Origin of the sequence: Cupriavidus sp. H18C1 (genome assembly GCF_049311595.1) — a bacterium.
In the GTDB taxonomy this organism is placed as follows: Bacteria; Pseudomonadota; Gammaproteobacteria; order Burkholderiales; family Burkholderiaceae; genus Cupriavidus; species Cupriavidus cauae.
In genome coordinates, this window is sequence record NZ_CP186009.1 from 914,679 (window position 1) to 934,892 (window position 20,214).

Genomic DNA, 20,214 nt, shown 5'->3' on the forward strand with positions numbered 1-20,214 from the left:
GCGATCTTGCGCCCTCCCTGCGTCATGCCCGCACCCATCATGCCGCCCGATCCAGCGGCCATACCCGCGTATCGCGCGGCGTATCGAAACGATAGTCGCTGTAGGAGCGCGCAAACAGCTCGGCGCCCAGGCGTTCGGCCTGCGCGATCGCATCGGTCGGATCGCGCACCACCTCGCCGCGGCGATTGCCGGTACCGCGCACCACGCCCGCCAGCTGCGAATCGGTATAGCGGGCATACTCCTGCAGCTGATGCACGATGCCAAGCGCCGCGCCGGCATAGCTTTCCTCGGAGGCCAGCACCAGGCCGAGGCGCTTGCGGGCGAGCTTCGGCACTACGTTGGCCGAATCCGGATGCGAGGCGGCGTAATAGCAGAACATCCGGTCGAAGAAGGCCTTGGTCTGCGCCGACAGGCCATACCAGTAGATCGGCGAGCAGAACACCACGCCGGCCGCGGGCAGGAAGTCCTGCAGCAACAGATCGCGATAGCCGTCCTCGATGCCGCAGCTGCCGTCGGCGCGCCGGCATTGGCGGCAGTCGCGCAGCAGGCCGCCGATATGGTCGTCAAGAAAGCGCAGCTTGACCGGATGGCCCGCGCGCTCGACGCCGCGCTGCACCGCTTGCGCCATCGCCGCCGAATTGCCGTCGCGCCGCGGGCTGCCGACCAGGATCAATACCGGCCCGGCGGGAAGGGTTTGGGGGAAAGTCGTATCCGTCATCATGTTCCTTGCATGGCGTGGTAGGGACACGGCGACTGTAGGATGGCGGCTGCGGCGCGACAAACGAGCAATTCTCGCGTCGAACAAATTCGATTCATCTCTGGGTTTCCTGCGCATTTTTCGGAGCGCAATGCATGTTCGCTTCCCTGCCGATCGCCGCCTTGCGGGTATTCGAATCCGCCGCGCGGCATCTGAGCTTCAAGGCCGCGGCGGCCGAGCTGTCGGTGACGCCGGCCGCCGTCTCGCATCAGGTGCGCGGGCTCGAGTCCTGCCTGGGCGTGGCGCTGTTCACGCGCCTGCCGCGCGGCGTGGCGCTGACGGTCGAAGGCGAACGGCTGTTCCACCGGATGCATGGCGCGCTGCTCGATGTGGCTCAGGCCATCGACGAGCTGCTGCCGCAGCCGGCGGCGGGCTCGCTGACCGTGACCACCACCATGTCGTTCGCCGCGCTGTGGCTGGTGCCGCGGCTGGGGCGCTTCTATCAGGCGCATCCCGATGTGCATGTACGGATCGACAGCGATGGCGCACCGGTCGACCTGCACCAGGACGCTCGCATCGACCTGGCGATCCGCTATGGCACCAGCGCGTGGCCCTCGCTGCTGAACGCATGCCGCCTTGGCGAGACGTTCGGCGTCTACGGATCGCCGGCGCGGATCGTGGCCGCCGGCGAGGAAACACCCGAACTCATCACGGTGCGATGGACCGATTCCACGCTGTACGACGATGGCTGGCAGGCGTGGTGCGATGCGGCCGGCGTGCGCTGGTTGCAGGATGGCGCGACGATGCGCGCCTACGACGAGGAAAGTTATGCGCTGCAGGCCGCCGTCGCGGGGCAGGGGCTGGTGCTCGCCAGCTCGATCATGGTGTCCGACAGCGTGCGCAATGGGCTGCTGGTGCCGTATCGCCCCGATATCACGGTGGCCGGCGCCGCCTATACCGCGCTGTGCGTGCCGGGACGCGAGCGGCATCCGCCAGTGCGGGCGTTTCTGGCCTGGCTGGCGCGGGAATGGGCCTGAACGTGCGGGTTTGAGCCGATGCCGTTCAATGGCCGGCTCATTCACTGGCCCCTTGACCGGCTCTGACCGGCTCGATGACCGGCTCGATGACCGGCTCAATGAACGGGTCCATGAACCCGTGCATGGCGCCCCGCATGGCGCGACGCAGCATGGCGATTCCTCCTGCCGTCCGGCGCTTCGCGTTGCCTATCATGCAGATCGTGGCGGTTCCGCCAGCGGCCATCGGGAGGAAAGCATGCCCACCGCAGTCCGACACCGTTTTCCCCTGGCTGCCCGCATCGCCAGCATGGCGCTCGGCATGGTGTGCCTCGCCGGCATGGCGCCGACGGCAACGTTGGCGGCATTGCAGGACCACTTCCTGTACTTCCCGAGCAAGGCACCGCTGGCCGCGCTAGTGTCCGACCAATTGAGCGCCTGGCCCGGTGAAGACGACTTCATGGGCCTGCTCGCCGAACCCAGGGGACCGGCGCGTGCCACCGTGATCGTGTTTCATGGCAACGCGGGCCATGCCGGCCATCGGAAGGTCTATGCGGACGCGCTGGTGCAGCATGGCGTCCGGGTCATCCTCGCCGAATATCCCGGCTATGGGCCGCGCGATGGCGAGGTAGGCGAGGCCAGCTTCGTCGCCGATGCGCAGCGCACCATCGAACTGGCCCATGCGCGCTTCGGCGCACCACTGCTGTTGATCGGCGAATCGCTGGGCGCCGGCGTGGTGGCCGCAGCCGCCGCGCGGCAACGCGACCGGATCGCCGGCCTGATGCTGATCACCCCGTGGGACCGGCTGGCGCATATCGCCTCACATCACTACGCATGGCTGCCGACCTCCTGGCTGTTGCGCGACCGCTATGACAGCGTCGCCAATCTCGCCGCCTTCGACCGCCCGGTATTGGTGGTGGTGGCCGAACGCGATCGCATCGTGCCGGCACGCTTTGGCCGCGCACTCCACGACGCGCTCGGCATGCGGCGCCAATTGCGCGTGGTACCGGGCGCCGACCACAACGACTGGTTCAATCGCGTCGATGCAGAGTGGTGGCGGCAGGCGCTCGCCTTCCTGCTCGAATCCGGGCCCAACGCCGCCGCGCCGTGAGCCCGGTTTAGCCGCTTCAACGGCAATTGCATTAATGTTGGAACTTACGGATTTGGACCCGCATTGGTTATGCTTGTGTCATTGCATTGAATGAACCAATCCGATGAAGCTCTCTCCCGCCATTCCAATTCTGCGTATCTTCTCGGTGGACAAGGCCAGGGAGTTCTATCTCGATTTCCTCGGATTTTCTCTGGACTGGGAGCATCGGTTCGAGGAAAGCCTGCCGCTGTACATGCAGATATCGCGCTCGCAATTGCTGCTGCATCTGAGCGAGCATCACGGCGATGGCACGCCGGGAACGGCAATATTCCTGCGGGTCGACGATATCGACGCGCTGCAGCGGGAATTGGCGGCGAAGCCGTACCGATATGCGCGCCCCGGCGTCGAAACGATGGACTGGGGCAAGGAAATGCAGGTGACCGACCCGTTCGGTAATTCCCTGCGTTTCTGTCAGCTCATTGACGATTAATTAAATTTCGAACACCTACCGTAGTAGGGGTAACGCGGCGCCACGCGAATTCCGTTGTGCGAAATCAATTACACTGGCGCAAAAAATAAGCTTTATTTCGGCAGGGGTCAGGAGCCAAAGCTTGGTGAAGAGTCGAATTGCGTCGGGCATGGCCCCGGCGCGCCAGTCGTATGCCATCGTCGTCGACGACCATCCGCTGGTGGCGCGCGGTATTGCGGGATATCTGACAACGCATTGCGACTACGCGGTGGCGCACTATGCCGCGAATGCGCAGGAGTGCTTTCAACGGATCGATAGCGACGGTCCTCCCAGCCTGCTGGTGGTCGATTTCTGGCTGCCCGGCGGCACCGCCCTGGCGCTGCTGCGCGAGGCCGCCGCGAAGCTGCCATCGTGCCGCCTGCTCGTGATGAGCGGCGATGAGGACGCGCGCGTACAGATCAAGGCCATGGAGGCGGGCGCGCACGGCTTTCTGCGCAAGAGCGAGCCGCCGGAGACGTTCGCCCAGGCGGTGGCCACGCTGCGGCAGGGCGGCACCTGGTTTCCCGCCGTGCCCGCGGCGGAACTGACGCCGGCCTTGCGCCGCGAACTGCCGCTGAGTCCGCGCGACCTCGGCCTGACCGATCGGCAGGGCCAGGTACTCGCGTTGATGCTGCGCGGCTTGCCCAACAAGCAGATTGCCAAGGAACTGGCAATTTCCGAGCAGACCACCAAGGAACACGTGACGGCCATTCTCGGCAAGCTGGGCGTCAGCAATCGCGTCGAGGCCATCACGCTGCTGCACGGACGCCGGCTCGAACCGTGAGCGAGCCGTTCTCGCAACGGCTGGGCCTGCGTGCCGCCGCCACCGAATCGAGCGTCAGCCCGCGTGCCCGTGCGCGGCTGGTCGACATGACGTTCGAGCGGCTCGTCTTCAGCGTCAACGCGATCCCCTTCGTCGGCCTGCCGTTCGTCGCCTGGCTGCATGTCACGGGCAGGGATGCCCGTTCGCTGCTGGTGTGGACGCTCGCCTACTGCCTGGCCGCCGGCTGGATGCAGATGGAGCGTCGGCACTATCGCCGCGAGCGGGCGCAGTCCGACGACGCGGCGATGGCCGAGCGCTGGCTGCCGGTGGTCCGGCGCATCGCGCTGGTCCACGGCCTGTGCCTGTCGATGGCGACGGTATTGACCGCGGGCCAGGTGAGCTTCGACTTCGCGCTGCTGCTGCATATCAGCCTGGCCGCCATTCTTGCGGCCAACGCCACGCACCAGACGCCGATATTGGGCGCCTTCCAGCGGTTCTTCTTTGCGTGCTGGGGGGGTGGTGACGGTCAACGTGCCATGGAGTTTTCCTCATCATTGGCAGGTGGTGCTGCCGCTGACGCTGCTGTATGCGGTGGCGATCTATCGGCACGCGCTGATCGCCAATCAATTCTTCCGCCAGCAGGTGCAGCTCGAGGACGACGGCATCCGGCTTGCGGAGAGCTATCGGCTCGCCAAGGAGGAGGCCGAGGATGCGCTGCGCGCCAAGAACCTGTTCCTGACCACCGCCAGCCACGACCTGCGCCAGCCCGTTCATGCGATGGGATTCCTGATCGAAGCGATCGCGCAGCGCAATCGGGATCCGGCGCTGAATCCGCCGCTGGAGGACCTGCGGCGCAGCGTCCGATCCGTTCATCTGATGTTCAACTCGCTGCTCGACCTGTCGAAGATCGAGCAGGGCATGGCGATGCCGCGCAGCGCACCGGTGGCGCTCGCACCCATCATGGAGGAAGTCGCCGCGCTGTTCCGCGAGGAAGCGCATAGCCGCCATCTCGATCTGCGCGTGCGCGTGCCGAAGCAGGCCGCCGCGGTGCTGGCCGATGCTGCGCTGCTGCGCCAGTCGCTGGTCAACCTGGTCCACAACGCGCTGCGGTACACGCAGCGTGGCGGCGTGCTGCTGTCGGCCCGGCGCCGCGAAGCGGACTGGCTGCTGGAAGTCTGGGATACCGGCATCGGAGTGGCCAACGAGGACAAGAGCCGGATCTATTCGCCGTACTATCGCAACGAATACGCGTGGCGCATCGACAGCGCGGGACATGGCTTGGGACTCGCCGTGGTTGCCCGCTGCGCGACCATGATGGGTGCCGCCTACGGGCTGGACTCCGTCGAACGTCGCGGCTCGCGATTCTGGCTGCGCTTTCCGGCCGCCGACCCCGGGCAGGCCCATGTGCACGCGATGGCGGCCGAGTCCCAGGCCCGGCCGACGAGCGCGCTGCCGCCGCTGAGCGGTTGCTGTCTGATCGTCGAGGACGATCCGGTCGTCGTCAGGGCGTGGGGGGAGCCTGATGCAGGCATGGCACGTCGATGCACACTGCGCGGCCTCGGCGACGGAAGCGATCGCGCTGCTCCATGCCGGCCTGCGTCCGCAGGCGATCCTGTGCGACCAGCGCCTGCGATCCGGCGAGAGCGGCTTCGAGGTGCTGAAGGAGCTGCTGGAGCGCTGTCCCGGCGCCAGCGGCGCAATGGTCAGCGGCGAATTCGATTCGCCCGCCCTGCTGCAGGCCGAACGCGAGGGCTATGTGGTGCTGCGCAAGCCGGTGGAGCCGGCGCAGCTGCATGCATTGCTGTACCAGTGGCTTCGGCCGGAAGAGACGCTGCACCGCGCGTCGTGATCCGTGGGCGATGATCCGGTGCCAGCATCGCCATCCCACCTCCTTGCAGAGGACCCCCTATGCCAATCCAGATCCGTGACGAAGTCCCCGCCGATATTCCGGTGATCGAGTCGGTCGTCGCCGAAGCCTTCCGCAGCGCGACGCATGCCAGCGGTACCGAACCGCTGATCGTCAATGCATTGCGCGCGCGAGGGCAGCTGTCGATTTCACTGGTGGCCACGGACGCCGACCAGCTCGGCGGCCGCATCGTCGGTCATGTGGCGGTGTCCCCGGTCGCGATCTCCGATGGCAGCGAAGGCTGGTATGGCCTTGGACCGATCTCCGTGCTTCCTGCCTGGCAGTCGAAAGGCGTCGGTACGCTGCTGATGAACGCGGCACTGGACGCGCTGCGCCGCCGCGGCGCGCGAGGCTGCGTGGTGCTGGGCGAGCCCGCTTACTACGGCCGCTTCGGCTTCGTTTGCCGTGCGGACCTCGTATTCCCCGATGTCCCGCCCGAATATTTCCAGGCGGTACGCTTCGAGGGCGAGTGGCCGGCCGGGACGGTGCAGTATGACGAGGCGTTCTGGGTGACGGGGTAGAGTGTGGGCGCTGGCGACAACAGCAGCGAGCCATGAAAGGAGCTGCCTCTGCGGCGAGATCGCGGGGACCGGCCAGCTGCCCACTTGCCGGCGCAGACTTCCCCCGTTCACCTGCGTACAATGCCGGCCTCGACTACCGAGATGATCCCGTGAAGAAAACCGACCTCGAAAAGAACAAAGGCCTGAAGATCGCCAACAGCATGAAACAGGCCGGCGCCAAGCGCGGCGGCCCGGCTCCGAAGACCGAGCGCCGCGGCGCGGCAGCGGCCAAGACCGGCTTGCTTGGCAAATTGCTGGGGAAGGCGGTGCCGCCGGAGAAGTCCGAGGACTGAGGGGGGGCGGCCGTTGTATCGGCGCCCTGTTTCACTGTCGCGCTACCGCTGGCGGGGAAGCGTACTACGCCCTAAAGTATTCCGCGCTCAGTGCCGTTGAACCGGCATTGAAGTGTCGCGGGATGCCAGACGGCATCCGTTCGCTTTTCCATCATTTGCCAGACCGACGTTGTCACATTATGCGCATTGCTCTCACCGCTCTTGTATCTGCCTCTCTATTGGCTGGTTGTGCCTCTGAAGTGCGCGAAAGGGTAGCCAGCAACTACGGTCGAGTCGGAGCGGCAGCAATAATGCAAGGCGATTGGGACACCGCCCGCCGGGCCTTCGCTCGCGTTACCGTGAATGCGGATCTCGCCGAGCTTCCCGCTGCGCGGCGGGCGCTTGCGCACTACGAATACGGGCGTTCGTTGGGTGTCACCTGTTACTTCGACCGGGCAGAAGAAGAGCTGAACACGGCCTACAAGCTGGACAAGGAGGCGGGCCAGCCTCTCTATTTGTCCTTGGTCGAATTGGCACGTTTGAATCTGGATCAGAACAAGTTTTCGCAAGCGGCAGCGTACTTCGAAAGAGCAATCCCGTTGCTCGAAGCAGATGGCGTTACCAAGGCGGCGCCTATCGGGTACGCTGATATCCTTGATGAATACGCAAGTGCGCTTGTTGGAGTGGGGCGTCCGGCGGAGGCGAAGCTATCGGCGGATCGTGCTGCCACGCTTCGAAAGGCCGCAGAGGGCCAGCGCTCGATTACGGACCGCACGCCATATGGGAAGTTCTGCGGCAAATCCAGATCATAAGGTGCTGTCGGGTCGCGCGTAATCGTCTGCCGCTATGGGCCTGCGATCCTTGAACGGTTGATCTGCGAGGCTCGCGGAGCAATGCATCCCGTGGAACGCAACGCCAGTTCGAGATGAAATCGCGAACTACGGCGTCACACAGAAAATTCGCCTTACCGCGCCCCAAACACCAGCGACTGATGCGCGGCCACGCCCGCCATCACGCCGTCGGCGCTGGCGAACGTCGCGCTGTGCATGCCGCGGGCGATATCGCCCGCGGCGTAGACGCCCGGTACCGTGGTGTTTTTCTGCGCATCGGTACGGATGATCGAACCGAACGGCATGTCTTCCATTTCGCAGCCCAGCTGCTGTGCCATGTCGCTGTTCTGGCGGCTGCGAACGGCGAGATAGAGCGCATCGACCGCGGTGGTTCGGCCATCGGCAAACTCGATTGCCGATAGCGCCGTGCCCTCGCCGTGCAGTGCCTTGATCGGCGCCGCTTCGATCGCGACACCACGCTTTTCCAGTTCCGCGAGCGCGGTTTCGTCGGCGGCCGGCTCCCCATTCAAATAGAGCGTGGTCGGACCCCATTCGGCGATCAGCATGGCCTGATGGACCGACATCGGCGACATGCTCAGCACGCCCAGGCGTTGATCGCTGAATTCGAAGCCATGGCAGTACGGGCAATGAATCACGGACTTGCCCCAGCGCTCCTTCAGTCCCGGCAGGTCGGGCAGTTCGTCGGAGATGCCGTACGCGAGCACCAGCCTGGCGCCTTGCACCACCTCGCCGTTCTCGAGGCTCACCGAGAAGGCGCCCAGCTCTCCCGACGCACCGATGGCTCGACCTTCGATAAACGTGGTCGTGGGATACGCCGCGACCTGCTGTCGCGCGGTCGCCAGCACGGCGGCGGGATTGCTGCCGTCCTGCGCCAGGAAGCCGTGCGAATGCGTGGCAAAGCGATTGCGCGGGGCGCCCGCATCGACGATGCAGACCGAGCGCCTTGCCCGCGCGATATAGGTGGCTGCCGACAGGCCGGCGAAACTGCCGCCGATGACAATGGCGTCATACCGCATGGACGTGCTCCAGATCGTGGCGGCCGCCGCGGGCAACCATCCGTTTGTGGAAATCGGCGCTCAGCATGGCCAGCGTGACCTCGCCCAGCCGCGCCAGCAGCAGCGCTTCCGCGTCGTTGAAGGCTTGGTCGAGCGCGGCATTGACGGCCTGCTCGACCAGGCAACCGGGCGATTCCGTCCGATTGCCGATTGCCAGAAGCGAGGGGCAGCCCAGCGCCGTGTAGACGTCGCGCAGCGTGACCCTGGACAGGTCGCAGGCGAGCGTCCAGCCGCCGCCATGGCCTTTTTCCGAGCGCACGTAGCCCTGCTCGCGCAGGCCGGCCATCACGCGGCGGATGACCACGGGATTGGTTTCCATCGCCTTGGCGAGGACCTCCGATGTGACCGGGCCATCGTGCTCGGCCATGTGCAACAGGACGTGGAGCACGCCTGACAGTCTGCTATCGCGTTTCATGGAACTTATGGTGTTACATGAAACGCCGAATGTCAAGGTAAAGGTCGGTGAAAGCCGCGAGGGGCCGCGAAGCCGCGAACGTCGCGAACGTCGCGAACGCCGCGAAGGCCATCAAGGGCCGCCATGGCGGCGATCGCGGTGATCGCGGCCCTCGCGCAGCGCCTCAGACCCAGATATCGTTCTGCGCGGTCCGTTCGCCGCCTTCTTCACCGGTATTGCGCACGCCGCGCGGCTCGATCAGCAGCAGTTTCACTTCTTCGGCGGCAAAGGGCTTGTGTTCGACACCCTTGGGCACGACCGCCATCTGGCCGGCGCGCAGCACGATCGCGCCATCGCGAAGATCGATCCGCAATTCGCCGTCGAGCACGATGAAGGTCTCGTCGGTATCGGCGTGTGTATGCCAGATGAAATCGCCCTTGAGCTTGACCGCCTTGAACTGGTAGTCATTCATTTCGGCGACGACGCGGGGCTGCCAGTGGCTGTCGATCTGGCCGATTTTGCCGATCAGATCGATCGCGACGCCCTGGCCGCGGGAAGCGGGGGGCCGATGATGGGGTGGCTTGCATGGGTTCTCTCCGTGAATGGGGGAGAGAGCAGCGTAATGCGGACGCGGCTGCGGCGTCTTGAACGATTGTGCGAGCGGAAATCAGCGGCCGTTGGCGTGCTGGACCATGCGCAGCCACCGGGCCGGCGGAATGCCGTAAGCCTTGGTGAAGTGCCGCGTCATGTGGCTCTGGTCCGCAAAGCCGGCTGCGATGGCGCTGTCGGCCAGCGCGACACCGTGCTGCATCAGCCGGCGTGCCGCCTCCAATCGGCGCATCGTCAGGTAGTGATAGGGGCTGGTGCCGTAGAACGTGCGGAAGTCGCGCGACAGGCTCCAGCGATCGCGGCCGCAGGCGGCGGCGAGTTCTTCCAGCGTGACGGTGCGATGCGAAGCGGCATGCAGATAGTCGCGCGCCAGCTGGGCCGCCCGGAAGTCGCAGGACGGCCGCAGCGGTCTTGCGCCGGAAGCGGCGTCGAGCGCGAGGGCAAGCTCGACCATGCCGTCGTCCCGTTCGAGCGGATCGAGCAGGGTCTCTGGCCGCTGCAGCAGCGCTTCGGTCGCCGCGAACAAGCGCGGGTCATCGGTGATGCCGCCTTCGATGAACGGCAGCGCCTTGCCGCCGAGCACCGCCTGAAAGACGGCCGGCTCGACGTAGATCATCCGATAGCGAAAGCCCTCATCGGTACCGGCCTGTCCGTCGTGCGCCTCGTCGGGATGCAGCACGATGGTCTTGCCCGGCACGCTGGCGCGCAGCCTGCGCCGATACTGGAAGCACTGCACGCCTGCCAGCGTACGGCCGATGGCATAGGTATCGTGCCGGTGCATCGCATAGGCGTTGCCGGTGAAGAAGGCCTCGATGCGTTCGATGCCCTGCGCCGGTTCGGCGCGATGCACCCAATCGGGGCTTTTACCACGACGCATTGTCATGGCGGGCAGGGCCGGCATTGGGACCTTTTTGGGCAAGGGAGGCTGTCATTGTCTGCTGAATGTATAGCCTTGCGCCTGCCTCCGCAATCGGCTGTAATCCCGTGGCGCCTTTGCACCGGCGTCGCCCGACAATGACCGAATAACGAGACAAGCGAACCAGCCGTGTTGAAAACCCGAATTGGCATTCTTGCCCTGGCGATTTCCGCCCACGCCATTCCCGCCTTTTCCCAATCCGCAGTCAATCGCGACGAGTTCTATTGGCTCGGCGAAATCAACAAGGCCACCACCGTGATCAATACGGAGGAAGGGCTGTTGGACAAGTCGCTCGCGCCGCGCATTGCCTCGGGCATCGTCAAGGTGCTGGAAGACGGCAATCGGCCGGGCGGCAAGCGTCCCTCCACGGTGATCACCTTCGAGCCGTTGCTGATCCAGGCCGCCGGCGTCGAGGTGACCCTGCTGCATGCGGGGCGGTCCAGCCAGGACATGCATGCGACCTACCGCGCCGCGATCCTGCGGGACCATCTGCTGAGCCTGGCCGACCAGTTGAACAAGACCAGCCGTTCGCTGGTGTCGCTGGCGGAGAAGCATGCCAATACCATCGTGCCGAATTACACCAACGGCGTGGCGGCGCAACCGAATAGCCTGGGGCATTATCTGCTCGGCCATGCGGCGGGACTGGAGCGCGACGCACAGCGGATTCGCGAGGCCTATGCGCGCATCGACCGCTCGCCGATGGGGACGACCGTATTGAACGGCACCAGCTGGCCGCTGAATCGCGCGCGCATGGCCGACTATCTCGGCTTCTCGGCGATCGTCGACAACGCCTACGATGCCGCGCAGATTTCCTCGACCGAACAGCCGGTCGAGGTCGGCGCCATTGTCACCAGCATTGCGCTGCATGCGGGCAACTTCATCGAGGACGTGATGACGCAATATGCGCAATCGCGTCCGTGGATGCTGTTGCAGGAGGGCGGCAGCAATACCTATGTTTCCAGCGCGATGCCGCAGAAGCGCAATCCCGGTCTGCTGAACACGACGCGCCGGCACGCGTCGACCGCTGTCACGCTGGCGATGGGGCCGGTGATTCAGGCGCACAACATCACGCCAGGCATGGGCGACGCCAAGGAGGTCAAGCCCAACAGCGAAATGGTGCAGAGCGCGATCCGCGTGTTGCAGGGCTGGGACAAGATCCTTAACGCACTGGTGATCAGCCCCGAACGTGCGCTGGAGGAACTGAACAGCGACTGGACTGCCTCGCAGGAACTGGCCGATGTGCTGATGCGCAAATACAAGCTGCCATTCCGCGTGGGCCATCACTTCGCATCGGAAGTCGTCGATTACGCGAAGGCCAACAATATCCGGCCGAGCGAATTTCCCTATGCGCAGGCGCAGCGGATCTATGCGGAAGCGGTCAAGGGCCAGGGGCCGGCGCAATTGCCGATGAGCGAAGCGGAATTCCGCGCGACGCTCGATCCGGTGGCGATCGTTCGCCATCGCGCCACCGTGGGCGGTCCGCAGCCAGCCGAGATGGAGCGGATGCTGAAGGCGGCAAAACAGACGCTGGGGCAGCAGGATGCCTGGATCAAGGAAAAGCGCGGCCGGATCGATGCATCGCTGGCGCGGCTGGATCGGGATTTCGGCAAGCTGGCCAAGGCGGCGAACTAGGAAAACAACCAGGCCAACAACGACGCCATCAACGGGGCCGCCAACGAGGCGGCCAACGAGGCGGCCAACCAAGCCGCCAACGAAGCCGCCAACTAGCTTTCTGTGCGATGCCGATCGGGTGAAATCCGCTCCATCAGCCGTTGCGCATCGAATGGCGCCTTGACCTTCTGGTCGTTATCGAAATAGCAGTACACATCGCGCCGTGCCGCCTTGCGTGCCTTGATCCGGGAAATGCGTCTGGCGTCGTGCGGCTCGCCGCCGGCGCCCCATGCGCGCAAGCGCTCGGCCCAGCGGTCGAGCGCGGGGTCCGAATAGGACCCGCCATACAAGGTCTCGGTCCCGTGCAGCCGCAGATAGACGAAATCCGCGGTCACGTCCTCGACGTAGGGCCAGTCGGCAACCGCATCGGAGACCACCAGCGCGACGCGATGCTTGCGCAGCAGCGCGGGAAATTCCGGCGTGCAGAAGCTGGCATGGCGGATTTCGATAGCGTGGCGCAGGCGCCGTTTTCGTGTCGGCTCGAACCAGGGCTGCTTGACGCGGCCATCGTGCTGGCTGGCCAATTTCCTTGCTTCATCGGTGGTGCGAGGCAGCATCGCGAGGAAGCGTTCCAGCCGGTCCGGCTTGAAGCTGAAATTCGGCGGGAATTGCCACAGGAAGGGCCCCAGCTTTTCCTGCAATGCCAGCACCCCGGAGGCAAAGAAATTCGCCATGGCGGGCCGTGCCTTTTCGTCGCGGAAACGCAGCATGTGGGTCAGATAGCGCGGCCCCTTGACGGCGAAGACGAAGTCCGATGGCGTCGCCTCGTACCAGGCGCGGTAGCTGCCGATGGTCTGCAGCGAATAGTGCGAGCCGTTGATCTCGATCGTATCGACGGCGCGCGCGGCGAATTCGAGTTCGCGCGCCTGGGCCAGTCCCTTCGGATAGAAGACGCCACGCCAGCCCTCGTAGCGCCACCCCGAGATGCCGATTCGAATAGTCATCGGATTACGCCGGCGAGGGGCCCATTCGCCTTGCGTCGTGGCGATGGCTTCGCTGGGCGACGAATGATCGATATGGACGATCATACGCGAGCGCCGGCAAATTTCAGGTGCCGCGACATCCACCGCGCGCGTAGGAACCGGCCTACGCCAGTCTCCGCTGCCGACCGATCCCTGCCACGCGGCATGGCCCCTACATTGCACTTAAGCCGCAGCCGATCGCGGCAATTGCCAGGAGCTGGTTATGTCGTTTGCACTATTCCTGATTGGACTGCTGATCCTCGTCGGCGGCATCGCCTGGGGCCTGATCACGGCCGGCGTGCCGGAGACCTACGTCGCCATCGCCTGTGTGATCGTGCTCGGCCTTGGCATTATGGGCGCGGTGTCGCGCACACGGACCAAGGATCCGTCATAACGGCATCAAGCGCGCGGCGATTCGGGGCTGGAGGCCGATGAGGGCGACGAGCGTGAAGAGGCCGAGGAGGCCGCCTGCTCCATCGCTGATGCCTTCGTCGGGCCCGCCGCCCCGCGTTGGCTCAACCACATGCTGGCCAGCACCAGCGCCATGCCCGCCAATTGCGGCGCGCTGAGCCACTGATCCAGCAAGCCCCATCCCAGCAGTACCGCACTGAGCGGGCTCAGAAAGCCCAGCGACGCCACCACCGGTGGGCCCAGCCGCGCGATGCCGCGAAACCACAGCACATAGGTCAGCGCGGTGCCGATCAATCCCAGATAGAGAAAGCCCAGCACATTGGCCTGTGTCAGGGGGGCCCAGCGGGGGGTTCGTACCAGAGCGCGACCGGTAGCAGCAGAATGCCGCCCGCCACCAGTTGCCATGCGGTGAAGGTCAGCGCGGATACCGGCGGTTGCCAGCGCCGCGTCAGCACCGTACCGAGCGCCATCGACGCGGCGCCCAGCAGGCCGGCGGCCACGCCGGTGGTGTCGAGCGCGGCCTTGGGCGTCAGCACCAGCAGCGCCACGCCGAGCATGCCGCCGATCGCGGCGACCACGGCCACCGGCCGGATCGCGTTGCCGAGCAGCAGCCGGGAAAAGAGGATCACGATCAGCGGCTGCACGGCGCCCAACGTCGCCGCCACGCCGCCCGGCAGGCGGTAGGCGGCGACAAACAGCATCGCCTGGAACACCGAGAAATTCAGCGCGCCGAGCACGAATACGCGCAGCCACCAGCCGTGCTGCGGCAATTGGCGGACCCACAGCAACAGCAGCAGGCCGGCCGGCAGCGCGCGCAGCATCGCCACCGTCAGCGGATAGCCGGCGGGCAGCAGGCCCGTCGTGACGACATAGGTGCTGCCCCAGATCGCCGGGGCAAGGCTGGTCAGCAGCAGGTCGGTGGCGCGGTTCACGATGCGTGCCTCAGGCGAAATCGAGTACTTCGGCCAGCGGGCGGCGCGGCTTTTGCGGCCAGTTGCCCGGCGCCGCCTGGCCGACCGCCACCAGGATGGCCGGCACCTCGTCGGGCCGCAGCGCGAATTCCCGTGCCACGCCCTGCGGATCGAAGCCGGTCATCGGACCGGTTGCCAGGCCCATGCCGTGCGCGGCCAGCATCAGGGTGGCGGCGCCCAGCGAGGCGGTGCGGATCGCTTCGTCGCGCCGGCTCTGCGGCTGCTCCAGATATTGGCCGCGCGCCGCATCGACCCAGGTCTGTACCATGCCGGCGGGCATCAATCCGGCTTCGACCGAAGGCTGAAGGCGCTGCGCCAGCGTGGCGGGATCGGCCAGCACGCCGCAGACGATAAAGACAACCGCCGCATCGGTGACCTTGGGCTGGTTCCAGGCGACCGCGCGCAGGCGCGCCTTGGCTTCGGCGGTCCGGACCGCGATAAAGCGCCAGTTCTGCAGGTTGTAGGCGGTGGGCGCGCGAGTGGCCAGCGCGGTCAGCGCTTCGATTTGCGCGTCGGACAGCGGACGGGAGGCATCGAAGAAATTGGCGGAGATGCGTTGCTCGATGGCGTCGATGATGGGATGGCTCATGGTCGTTCCAGCTCTGAATGGTGTCGTTGAATGCCGTGGCGTTGGCGTTGGCGTTGGCGTTGGCGTTGGCGTTGGCATTAGCCCAATGGCCGATTTAGACGGCCGTTTATTCACGGTCCAAGATTAATCGCCATCCTCGCGCGTTGAAATATGCGATATGCTCACCACAATCTTTACCGGCAGTGAATAATCGGATCAATTCACCGTGGACCATTTGACGGCGCTGCGCGTATTTCGGGAAGTCGTCGAGCGCAACAGCTTTGCCGCGGCGGCGCGGCGGCTTTGCCTGTCGCCGGCGGCGGTAAGCAAGAACATTGGCGAGCTTGAGGCGCATCTGTCCACGCGGCTGCTGAACCGCACCACGCGGCGGCTCAGCCTGACCGAGGCCGGCCAGCAGTACTACACGCAGATTGCGCAAATTCTCGACGACCTCGACGAGGCCGATCGCGCGCTGGGCCCGATGCAGAGCGAGCCCACTGGCACGCTGCGCGTCAGTGCGCCGATGTCGCTGACGCTGACGCAGCTGGCCGATGCGATCCCGCAGTTCCTGTGCCGCTATCCGCAGCTGTCGCTGGATCTGCGCCTGGATGATCGCCGCGTCGATCTCGTCAAGGAGGGCTTCGACGTTGCAATACGCGGCAGCGACAAGCTGGAGGATTCGAGCTTGGTTGCGCGCAAGCTGATGTCGATGACGCACGTGCTGTGCGGCGCGCCGGCGTATTTTTCGCGGCATGGCGTGCCCGATTCACCCGAAGCCTTGCGCTAGCACGAATGCGTGCAATTCAGCTTGTCGGGCCACGCCAGGCTATGGAGCTTTCGAAAGCATGGCGCGCAGGGCGATGTCCAGGTCGACGTGCCGATCGATGGCCGCTACAAGGTCACGTCGAGTCTCGCGGTGCGCGAGGCGCTGCTGGCGGGCTTCGGCATCAGCCTGATTCCGCTGGTCTATGTGCGCGACGACATCGAGCACGGGCGGCTCGTGACCGTATTGGACGAATGGTCCACCGTCGAGACGCATGTCTATGCCGTCTATCCGTCGCGGCGGTATCTCAATTCGAAGGTGCGCGCCTTCGTCGATTTCCTGATCGAGACCCTGGCCTGAACGCTCGGGACTGCCGCATCGCGCCTCCGAGCCTTAACCTGCGTTCAAGGCAGCCATGCCGCGGGGCGTGGGCAAGCCGTCCTAGACTGGCTTCGTCCCGTCAGACCACACCATAAAAGGCTGCGCCCCATGATCCGTCTTCCCTCCCTGCGCCGGCTTTGCGCCTGCCTGGCGCTGACCGTTGCCACGCCGCTGGCGATCGCGCAGTCCGCATCGACATCATCGTCATCATCGTCATCCAGCGCCGGCTACCCGGAACGCCCGATCCGCCTGCTGCTGGGGCAAGCCGCCGGCGGCGCGGTGGACACCATCGCCCGCATGCTGGCCGAGCGCCTCGGCGCGACGCTGCGGCAGCCGGTGGTGGTGGAGAACCGGCCCGGCGCCGGCGCGATGATTGCGGCGGAGGCCGTGGCACGCGCCCCTGCGGATGGCTACACGCTGGCCCTGCTCGACGAAGGCGCGCTGACCGTCAATCCGGTGCTGCAGAAGAAGATTGCCTACGACGTTCTCAAGGATTTCAGTTACCTCGGCACCGTTGCGCGCATCCCGCTGGTGATGGTGGCGCATCCCTCGCTGAACGTCGCGACGTCCGACGAATTGACGCGTTACAGCAAGGCGCATCCGTCGGCATTGAGCTATGCGTCGGCGGGCGTCGGCAGCCCGCCGCATCTGGCCTTCGAGGCCTACAAGCAACAGTCGGGCGCGATCGTTGCGCATCTGCCCTATCGCGGCGGCGCGCCCGCGCTGGCCGATGTAGTGGCCGGCCACGTGCATCTGACCTTCATCGACACCAATCTGGGCAGCCAGTATGCGAAGACGGGCCGCGTCAAGCCGATCGCGGTGTCGACGCGCCAGCGCAGTCCCTTGCTGCCGTCCGTGCCGACCTTCGAGGAGGCCGGCCTGAAGGGCTTCGAATTCGCCCCGTGGGTCGGGGTGGTGGGACCGGCGGGGCTGCCGACGCCGGTGGCCGAGCGCATTGCGCAGGCGCTGCAGACGGTGCTGGCCGACCGCGACCTGCTGGCGCGCGTGCGAGGCAGCGGCTTCGAGCCCTTCGCCAGCGGCAGCACCGCCTTCGCGGCGCTGATCCGGCAGGACCTCGAGGCCCGCCGCACGCTGATCCGCGAACGCAATATCCGGCTCGAGAACTGAGCCGCCGCCGCACCCGCCCACCGCCGAACCCTACGTCGACCCCCCTCTCGCTCCCTGCCATGACCAAGACCCTGTTGCTCGATGCCGTCCCTGGCGCCAACGCCGGCGCCGATCTCGATACCTTCGTCGATGCCTGCCTGATCCTTGCCGCCCAGGGCCATGCCGCGGGGCTGGCCGGGCAGATCACGATGCGCGATCCCGACTCCGGCGGCATGGTCACGCTTGCGCTCGGCACGGGCATGGAAGAGGCCAGCGCCGCCAATGTGCTGTTGGTCGATGCGGAGCTGAACACGCTGCAGGGCAAGGGCCGGGCCAATCCCGGCGTGCGCTTCCACAGCTGGATCTATCGCCATCATCCGCAGGTCAAGGCCATCGTGCATACCCATCCGCCGGCGTTGTCGGCGCTGTCGATGCTTGGCATCCCGATGCCGGTCGCGCATATGGATGCGGCGATGTTCCATGACGATTGCGGTTTCCTGGCGCACTGGCCCGGCGTGCCGACCGGCGACGACGAAGGCGAACTGATCTCGGGCGCGCTGGCGGGGCGACGCACCGCCTTCCTGGTCAATCACGGCGCGGTCTGTACCGGTGCGACGCTGCAGGAGGCGGTCTATCTGAACGTGTTCGCCGAGCGCAATGCACGCATGTGCCTGGACGCGCTGGCTGTCGGACCGTTGCAGCCGGTCGATCCTGCGGCCGCGCGCGAGGCGCACGATTTCCTGCTGCAGCCGGCGATCGTCAACGCGACCTTTGCCTACTGGGCACGCCAGGCGAAGACGACGCTGCGCCGTTGATACACGGGCCGCGCGCTATCGCGTCGCGATGCGCGACGCGGCTGCTTCGATCGCGCGGATGGCGCGACTGACCGCCTGGCTCGGGGTCGTGCCGCTGCGGTGGATCAGCACCACATGGCGATGCAGATTGGCTCCTTCGATGGCAAGCCGATGCAGTCCGCGCGCCGTAATGGCGATGTCGGGCAGATCGCGCGGCAGGATCGTGGTGCCGACGCCCTGCATCGCCAGGTCGAGCGACATGCTGACCGAATTGCTCTCCACGGCGATCGACAGCGGCGCGGGCAATTCCCGTTCGATCACGCGCCGCAGCGCGTACGGCCGCGGCGGCACGATCAGCGGCCGCTGCGCCAGCGCGGCGACGCTCAGCGTTCCCGGCGTCGGCGCGCCCGGCTCGCGGCTATAGGCGGCGATCTGCTCGATGCACAGCCGCCGCAGCGCCACCGCATCGGTATCGACCGCGAGATCGTAGACCAGCCCGATATCGGCGAGCCCGCGCTCGACCCGTTCCACCACATCGGGCGAGCTGGCATTGAACACGCCGAGCGTGATGCGCGGATGGGCGGCGCGCAGTGAGGCGACCACCTCCGGCATCAGATAGGCCGCCAGCGTATTGACGGTGGCGATGGTCACACGCCCATAGCCGCCGGCCGAGGTCTGCCGCGCGACGTCCAGCGCGCTGTCCACCATGCCGAATCCCTGATCGATATCGCCGACCAGGCGTTCTCCCAGCGGCGTCGGCCGCATGCCGCGCCCGTGCCGGTCGAACAGTGGCGCCCCGAGGAACGCTTCCAGAGCGGCGACCTGCTTGCTGACGGCGGCCTGCGTGATGCCCAGGGAAGTCGAGGCGGCGCGCAGTGAGCCGGCGCGCGCGACGGCGAGAAAGGTGCGAAGCAGGCGGTCTTTGTCTTGCATCGAAGGAGGGCGCTGGACAGTATCGGACGAAGCACGTGCTCAGTGGCGTCTGCATTGGAATCGATTCAACCGGCGCTGTCCATCGGGTCGCGTGCTATGGTTCCAATACCGTTTCCCACCGATCCCATGCCTGCCGGCCAGTTCCAGCTCCTCCCTTGCGCATTGCCCGGTGTGCTCGCCGTCCAGGCCAGCTCACGGCACCGTTTCGCCCGCCATACGCACGAACAGTTCGGCATCGGCGTGGTCGAGCGGGGCGCGCAGCGCTCGGCCAGCGGCCGTGGCGAGGTGCAGGCGGTCGCCGGCGACATCATCACGGTCAATCCCGGCGAGGTGCACGACGGCATGCCGCTGGACGAGGCGGGGCGGTCGTGGCGCATCCTGTATTTCGATCCCGAGGTGGTGGCGCCGGTCTGTCACGATGTGAGCGAAGGGGCCGCGCAGCTCGGGGAATTCGTGCTGCCGGTGCTGAGCGATCGTGCGTCGACTGCGGTCTTCACGCAATTGTTCGATGCGATGACCGGCGGCAACGCCCCGGACGCGGCCTTGCGTCGCGACAGCCTGCTGCTGATGCTGGTCGCCCGCACGATGGATTGCCGCCACGGCCTGCGGGACGGCGACGGCACCCCGGCGGCGATTGCGCATGCGCTGGCGCGCATCGACGATGATCCCTCGGTGCCGGTGACGCTGGACGACCTGGCCCATGCCAGCGGGCTGAGCCGCTTCCAGGTGCTGCGCGCCTTTACCCGGGCCACCGGACTGACGCCGCATGCCTACCTGGTGCAGCGGCGGATCGACCTCGCGCGTCGGCTGATCGCACGCGGCGAGCCGCTGGCCAATGCGGCGATCGGCAGCGGGTTTGCCGATCAGAGCCATATGACGCGCATCTTCGTGAAGAAATACGGCCTGTCGCCCAGCGCCTATGCCGCCGTCGCCACCGGACGGTCCCTGCGCTGACGGGCGCCGTCCGAAGGACGGGTTTCCGCGCCGCTGCAATTTCGTTCAAGACGCCCGCCACGTCG

The 20,214-nt window shown here is 66.1% G+C and carries 21 protein-coding genes and 2 pseudogenes; 14 read left to right on the plus strand and 9 right to left on the minus strand.

Annotated elements, in window-relative coordinates; genetic code table 11:
• Nucleotides 1-37: 37 nt before the first annotated feature.
• Entirely contained in the window at nucleotides 38-718 is a 681-nt protein-coding gene (locus tag OJJOAM_RS19960; protein ID WP_422650856.1) for a flavodoxin family protein, read from the minus strand.
• Nucleotides 719-852: 134 nt separating this feature from the next.
• Between OJJOAM_RS19960 and OJJOAM_RS19965 the strand changes: the two genes are divergently transcribed.
• The 8 genes from OJJOAM_RS19965 to OJJOAM_RS20000 all read left to right on the plus strand — a co-directional run bounded on the left by OJJOAM_RS19965 (nucleotide 853) and on the right by OJJOAM_RS20000 (nucleotide 7,621).
• Nucleotides 853-1,734: a LysR substrate-binding domain-containing protein gene (locus tag OJJOAM_RS19965; protein ID WP_422650857.1), complete on the plus strand. Its 882-nt coding sequence runs from the start codon at nucleotides 853-855 to the stop codon at nucleotides 1,732-1,734.
• Nucleotides 1,735-2,032: 298 nt separating this feature from the next.
• Complete coding sequence (locus tag OJJOAM_RS19970; RefSeq protein WP_422650983.1) at nucleotides 2,033-2,821, plus strand: alpha/beta hydrolase; 789 nt, start codon at nucleotides 2,033-2,035, stop codon at nucleotides 2,819-2,821.
• Nucleotides 2,822-2,924: 103 nt separating this feature from the next.
• Complete coding sequence (locus OJJOAM_RS19975) at nucleotides 2,925-3,290, plus strand: glyoxalase superfamily protein (RefSeq protein WP_422650858.1); 366 nt, start codon at nucleotides 2,925-2,927, stop codon at nucleotides 3,288-3,290.
• 124 nt (nucleotides 3,291-3,414) lie between these two features.
• Nucleotides 3,415-4,092 (plus strand): LuxR C-terminal-related transcriptional regulator, encoded by a 678-nt coding sequence (locus OJJOAM_RS19980; RefSeq protein WP_223819544.1) that lies wholly within the window; start codon nucleotides 3,415-3,417, stop codon nucleotides 4,090-4,092.
• Between the two features lie 510 nt (nucleotides 4,093-4,602).
• A complete protein-coding gene (locus tag OJJOAM_RS19985) occupies nucleotides 4,603-5,934 on the plus strand; it encodes a sensor histidine kinase (protein ID WP_422650859.1) in 1,332 nt (443 codons plus the stop codon).
• Nucleotides 5,935-5,979: 45 nt separating this feature from the next.
• Complete coding sequence (locus OJJOAM_RS19990; RefSeq protein ID WP_422650860.1) at nucleotides 5,980-6,498, plus strand: GNAT family N-acetyltransferase; 519 nt, start codon at nucleotides 5,980-5,982, stop codon at nucleotides 6,496-6,498.
• A gap of 149 nt (nucleotides 6,499-6,647) precedes the next feature.
• On the plus strand, nucleotides 6,648-6,830 hold the full coding sequence (locus tag OJJOAM_RS19995) for a hypothetical protein (protein ID WP_422650861.1): 183 nt from the start codon (nucleotides 6,648-6,650) through the stop codon (nucleotides 6,828-6,830).
• A gap of 338 nt (nucleotides 6,831-7,168) precedes the next feature.
• Nucleotides 7,169-7,621, plus strand: coding sequence for a hypothetical protein (locus tag OJJOAM_RS20000; protein WP_422650862.1), 453 nt, complete (start codon nucleotides 7,169-7,171; stop codon nucleotides 7,619-7,621).
• A gap of 152 nt (nucleotides 7,622-7,773) precedes the next feature.
• Here the strand turns inward: OJJOAM_RS20000 and OJJOAM_RS20005 are convergent, their stop codons facing one another.
• From OJJOAM_RS20005 to OJJOAM_RS20020, 4 genes are all read right to left on the minus strand, one after another.
• The gene (locus OJJOAM_RS20005) at nucleotides 7,774-8,676 is read right to left on the minus strand and encodes an NAD(P)/FAD-dependent oxidoreductase (RefSeq protein ID WP_422650863.1); all 903 of its coding nucleotides are present in this window, start codon (nucleotides 8,674-8,676) and stop codon (nucleotides 7,774-7,776) included.
• Complete coding sequence (locus OJJOAM_RS20010) at nucleotides 8,666-9,130, minus strand: Rrf2 family transcriptional regulator (RefSeq protein WP_149316532.1); 465 nt, start codon at nucleotides 9,128-9,130, stop codon at nucleotides 8,666-8,668. The genes OJJOAM_RS20005 and OJJOAM_RS20010 overlap by 11 nt, the downstream gene beginning before the upstream one ends.
• Before the next feature lie 163 nt (nucleotides 9,131-9,293).
• Nucleotides 9,294-9,713: a cupin domain-containing protein gene (locus OJJOAM_RS20015; RefSeq protein WP_422650984.1), complete on the minus strand. Its 420-nt coding sequence runs from the start codon at nucleotides 9,711-9,713 to the stop codon at nucleotides 9,294-9,296.
• Nucleotides 9,714-9,776: 63 nt separating this feature from the next.
• On the minus strand, nucleotides 9,777-10,601 hold the full coding sequence (locus tag OJJOAM_RS20020; protein WP_422650864.1) for an AraC family transcriptional regulator: 825 nt from the start codon (nucleotides 10,599-10,601) through the stop codon (nucleotides 9,777-9,779).
• A 162-nt stretch (nucleotides 10,602-10,763) separates the two neighbouring features.
• Here OJJOAM_RS20020 and OJJOAM_RS20025 point away from each other — a divergent pair, with 162 nt between their 5' ends.
• Nucleotides 10,764-12,266: an argininosuccinate lyase gene (locus tag OJJOAM_RS20025; protein ID WP_422650865.1), complete on the plus strand. Its 1,503-nt coding sequence runs from the start codon at nucleotides 10,764-10,766 to the stop codon at nucleotides 12,264-12,266.
• 92 nt (nucleotides 12,267-12,358) lie between these two features.
• Here the strand turns inward: OJJOAM_RS20025 and OJJOAM_RS20030 are convergent, their stop codons facing one another.
• Nucleotides 12,359-13,249, minus strand: a complete 891-nt coding sequence (locus OJJOAM_RS20030) for a DUF72 domain-containing protein (RefSeq protein WP_422650866.1) — start codon at nucleotides 13,247-13,249, stop codon at nucleotides 12,359-12,361.
• 241 nt (nucleotides 13,250-13,490) lie between these two features.
• Here OJJOAM_RS20030 and OJJOAM_RS20035 point away from each other — a divergent pair, with 241 nt between their 5' ends.
• Nucleotides 13,491-13,661: a hypothetical protein gene (locus OJJOAM_RS20035; RefSeq protein ID WP_006576660.1), complete on the plus strand. Its 171-nt coding sequence runs from the start codon at nucleotides 13,491-13,493 to the stop codon at nucleotides 13,659-13,661.
• 5 nt (nucleotides 13,662-13,666) lie between these two features.
• Here OJJOAM_RS20035 and OJJOAM_RS20040 read toward each other — a convergent pair.
• Both OJJOAM_RS20040 and OJJOAM_RS20045 read right to left on the minus strand, forming a co-directional pair.
• A pseudogene (locus OJJOAM_RS20040) lies at nucleotides 13,667-14,610 on the minus strand (EamA family transporter).
• 10 nt (nucleotides 14,611-14,620) lie between these two features.
• Entirely contained in the window at nucleotides 14,621-15,238 is a 618-nt protein-coding gene (locus OJJOAM_RS20045; protein ID WP_422650867.1) for a nitroreductase family protein, read from the minus strand.
• 205 nt (nucleotides 15,239-15,443) lie between these two features.
• Between OJJOAM_RS20045 and OJJOAM_RS20050 the strand changes: the two are divergent.
• The 3 genes and pseudogenes from OJJOAM_RS20050 to OJJOAM_RS20060 all read left to right on the plus strand — a co-directional run bounded on the left by OJJOAM_RS20050 (nucleotide 15,444) and on the right by OJJOAM_RS20060 (nucleotide 18,283).
• Nucleotides 15,444-16,340, plus strand: a pseudogene (locus OJJOAM_RS20050) (LysR family transcriptional regulator).
• A 129-nt stretch (nucleotides 16,341-16,469) separates the two neighbouring features.
• Nucleotides 16,470-17,489, plus strand: coding sequence for a Bug family tripartite tricarboxylate transporter substrate binding protein (locus tag OJJOAM_RS20055; protein ID WP_422650868.1), 1,020 nt, complete (start codon nucleotides 16,470-16,472; stop codon nucleotides 17,487-17,489).
• Nucleotides 17,490-17,548: 59 nt separating this feature from the next.
• Nucleotides 17,549-18,283, plus strand: coding sequence for an aldolase (locus OJJOAM_RS20060; RefSeq protein WP_422650869.1), 735 nt, complete (start codon nucleotides 17,549-17,551; stop codon nucleotides 18,281-18,283).
• A 15-nt stretch (nucleotides 18,284-18,298) separates the two neighbouring features.
• Here OJJOAM_RS20060 and OJJOAM_RS20065 read toward each other — a convergent pair whose 3' ends face one another.
• Complete coding sequence (locus OJJOAM_RS20065) at nucleotides 18,299-19,195, minus strand: LysR family transcriptional regulator (RefSeq protein ID WP_422650870.1); 897 nt, start codon at nucleotides 19,193-19,195, stop codon at nucleotides 18,299-18,301.
• Between the two features lie 126 nt (nucleotides 19,196-19,321).
• Here OJJOAM_RS20065 and OJJOAM_RS20070 point away from each other — a divergent pair, with 126 nt between their 5' ends.
• Nucleotides 19,322-20,149 (plus strand): AraC family transcriptional regulator, encoded by an 828-nt coding sequence (locus OJJOAM_RS20070; RefSeq protein ID WP_422650871.1) that lies wholly within the window; start codon nucleotides 19,322-19,324, stop codon nucleotides 20,147-20,149.
• Nucleotides 20,150-20,214 lie beyond the last annotated feature (65 nt).

What these genes read in the sequence shown, in the direction of transcription:
- OJJOAM_RS19960 (WP_422650856.1), bottom strand. Translation starts at nt 718, where the DNA reads ATGACGGATACGACTTTCCCCCAAACCCTTCCCGCCGGGCCGGTATTG.
- OJJOAM_RS19965 (WP_422650857.1), top strand. Translation starts at nt 853, where the DNA reads ATGTTCGCTTCCCTGCCGATCGCCGCCTTGCGGGTATTCGAATCCGCC.
- OJJOAM_RS19970 (WP_422650983.1), top strand. Translation starts at nt 2,033, where the DNA reads ATGGTGTGCCTCGCCGGCATGGCGCCGACGGCAACGTTGGCGGCATTG.
- OJJOAM_RS19975 (WP_422650858.1), top strand. Translation starts at nt 2,925, where the DNA reads ATGAAGCTCTCTCCCGCCATTCCAATTCTGCGTATCTTCTCGGTGGAC.
- OJJOAM_RS19990 (WP_422650860.1), top strand. Translation starts at nt 5,980, where the DNA reads ATGCCAATCCAGATCCGTGACGAAGTCCCCGCCGATATTCCGGTGATC.
- OJJOAM_RS20005 (WP_422650863.1), bottom strand. Translation starts at nt 8,676, where the DNA reads ATGCGGTATGACGCCATTGTCATCGGCGGCAGTTTCGCCGGCCTGTCG.
- OJJOAM_RS20010 (WP_149316532.1), bottom strand. Translation starts at nt 9,130, where the DNA reads ATGAAACGCGATAGCAGACTGTCAGGCGTGCTCCACGTCCTGTTGCAC.
- OJJOAM_RS20020 (WP_422650864.1), bottom strand. Translation starts at nt 10,601, where the DNA reads ATGACAATGCGTCGTGGTAAAAGCCCCGATTGGGTGCATCGCGCCGAA.
- OJJOAM_RS20030 (WP_422650866.1), bottom strand. Translation starts at nt 13,249, where the DNA reads ATGACTATTCGAATCGGCATCTCGGGGTGGCGCTACGAGGGCTGGCGT.
- OJJOAM_RS20035 (WP_006576660.1), top strand. Translation starts at nt 13,491, where the DNA reads ATGTCGTTTGCACTATTCCTGATTGGACTGCTGATCCTCGTCGGCGGC.
- OJJOAM_RS20045 (WP_422650867.1), bottom strand. Translation starts at nt 15,238, where the DNA reads ATGAGCCATCCCATCATCGACGCCATCGAGCAACGCATCTCCGCCAAT.
- OJJOAM_RS20055 (WP_422650868.1), top strand. Translation starts at nt 16,470, where the DNA reads ATGATCCGTCTTCCCTCCCTGCGCCGGCTTTGCGCCTGCCTGGCGCTG.
- OJJOAM_RS20060 (WP_422650869.1), top strand. Translation starts at nt 17,549, where the DNA reads ATGACCAAGACCCTGTTGCTCGATGCCGTCCCTGGCGCCAACGCCGGC.
- OJJOAM_RS20065 (WP_422650870.1), bottom strand. Translation starts at nt 19,195, where the DNA reads ATGCAAGACAAAGACCGCCTGCTTCGCACCTTTCTCGCCGTCGCGCGC.
- OJJOAM_RS20070 (WP_422650871.1), top strand. Translation starts at nt 19,322, where the DNA reads ATGCCTGCCGGCCAGTTCCAGCTCCTCCCTTGCGCATTGCCCGGTGTG.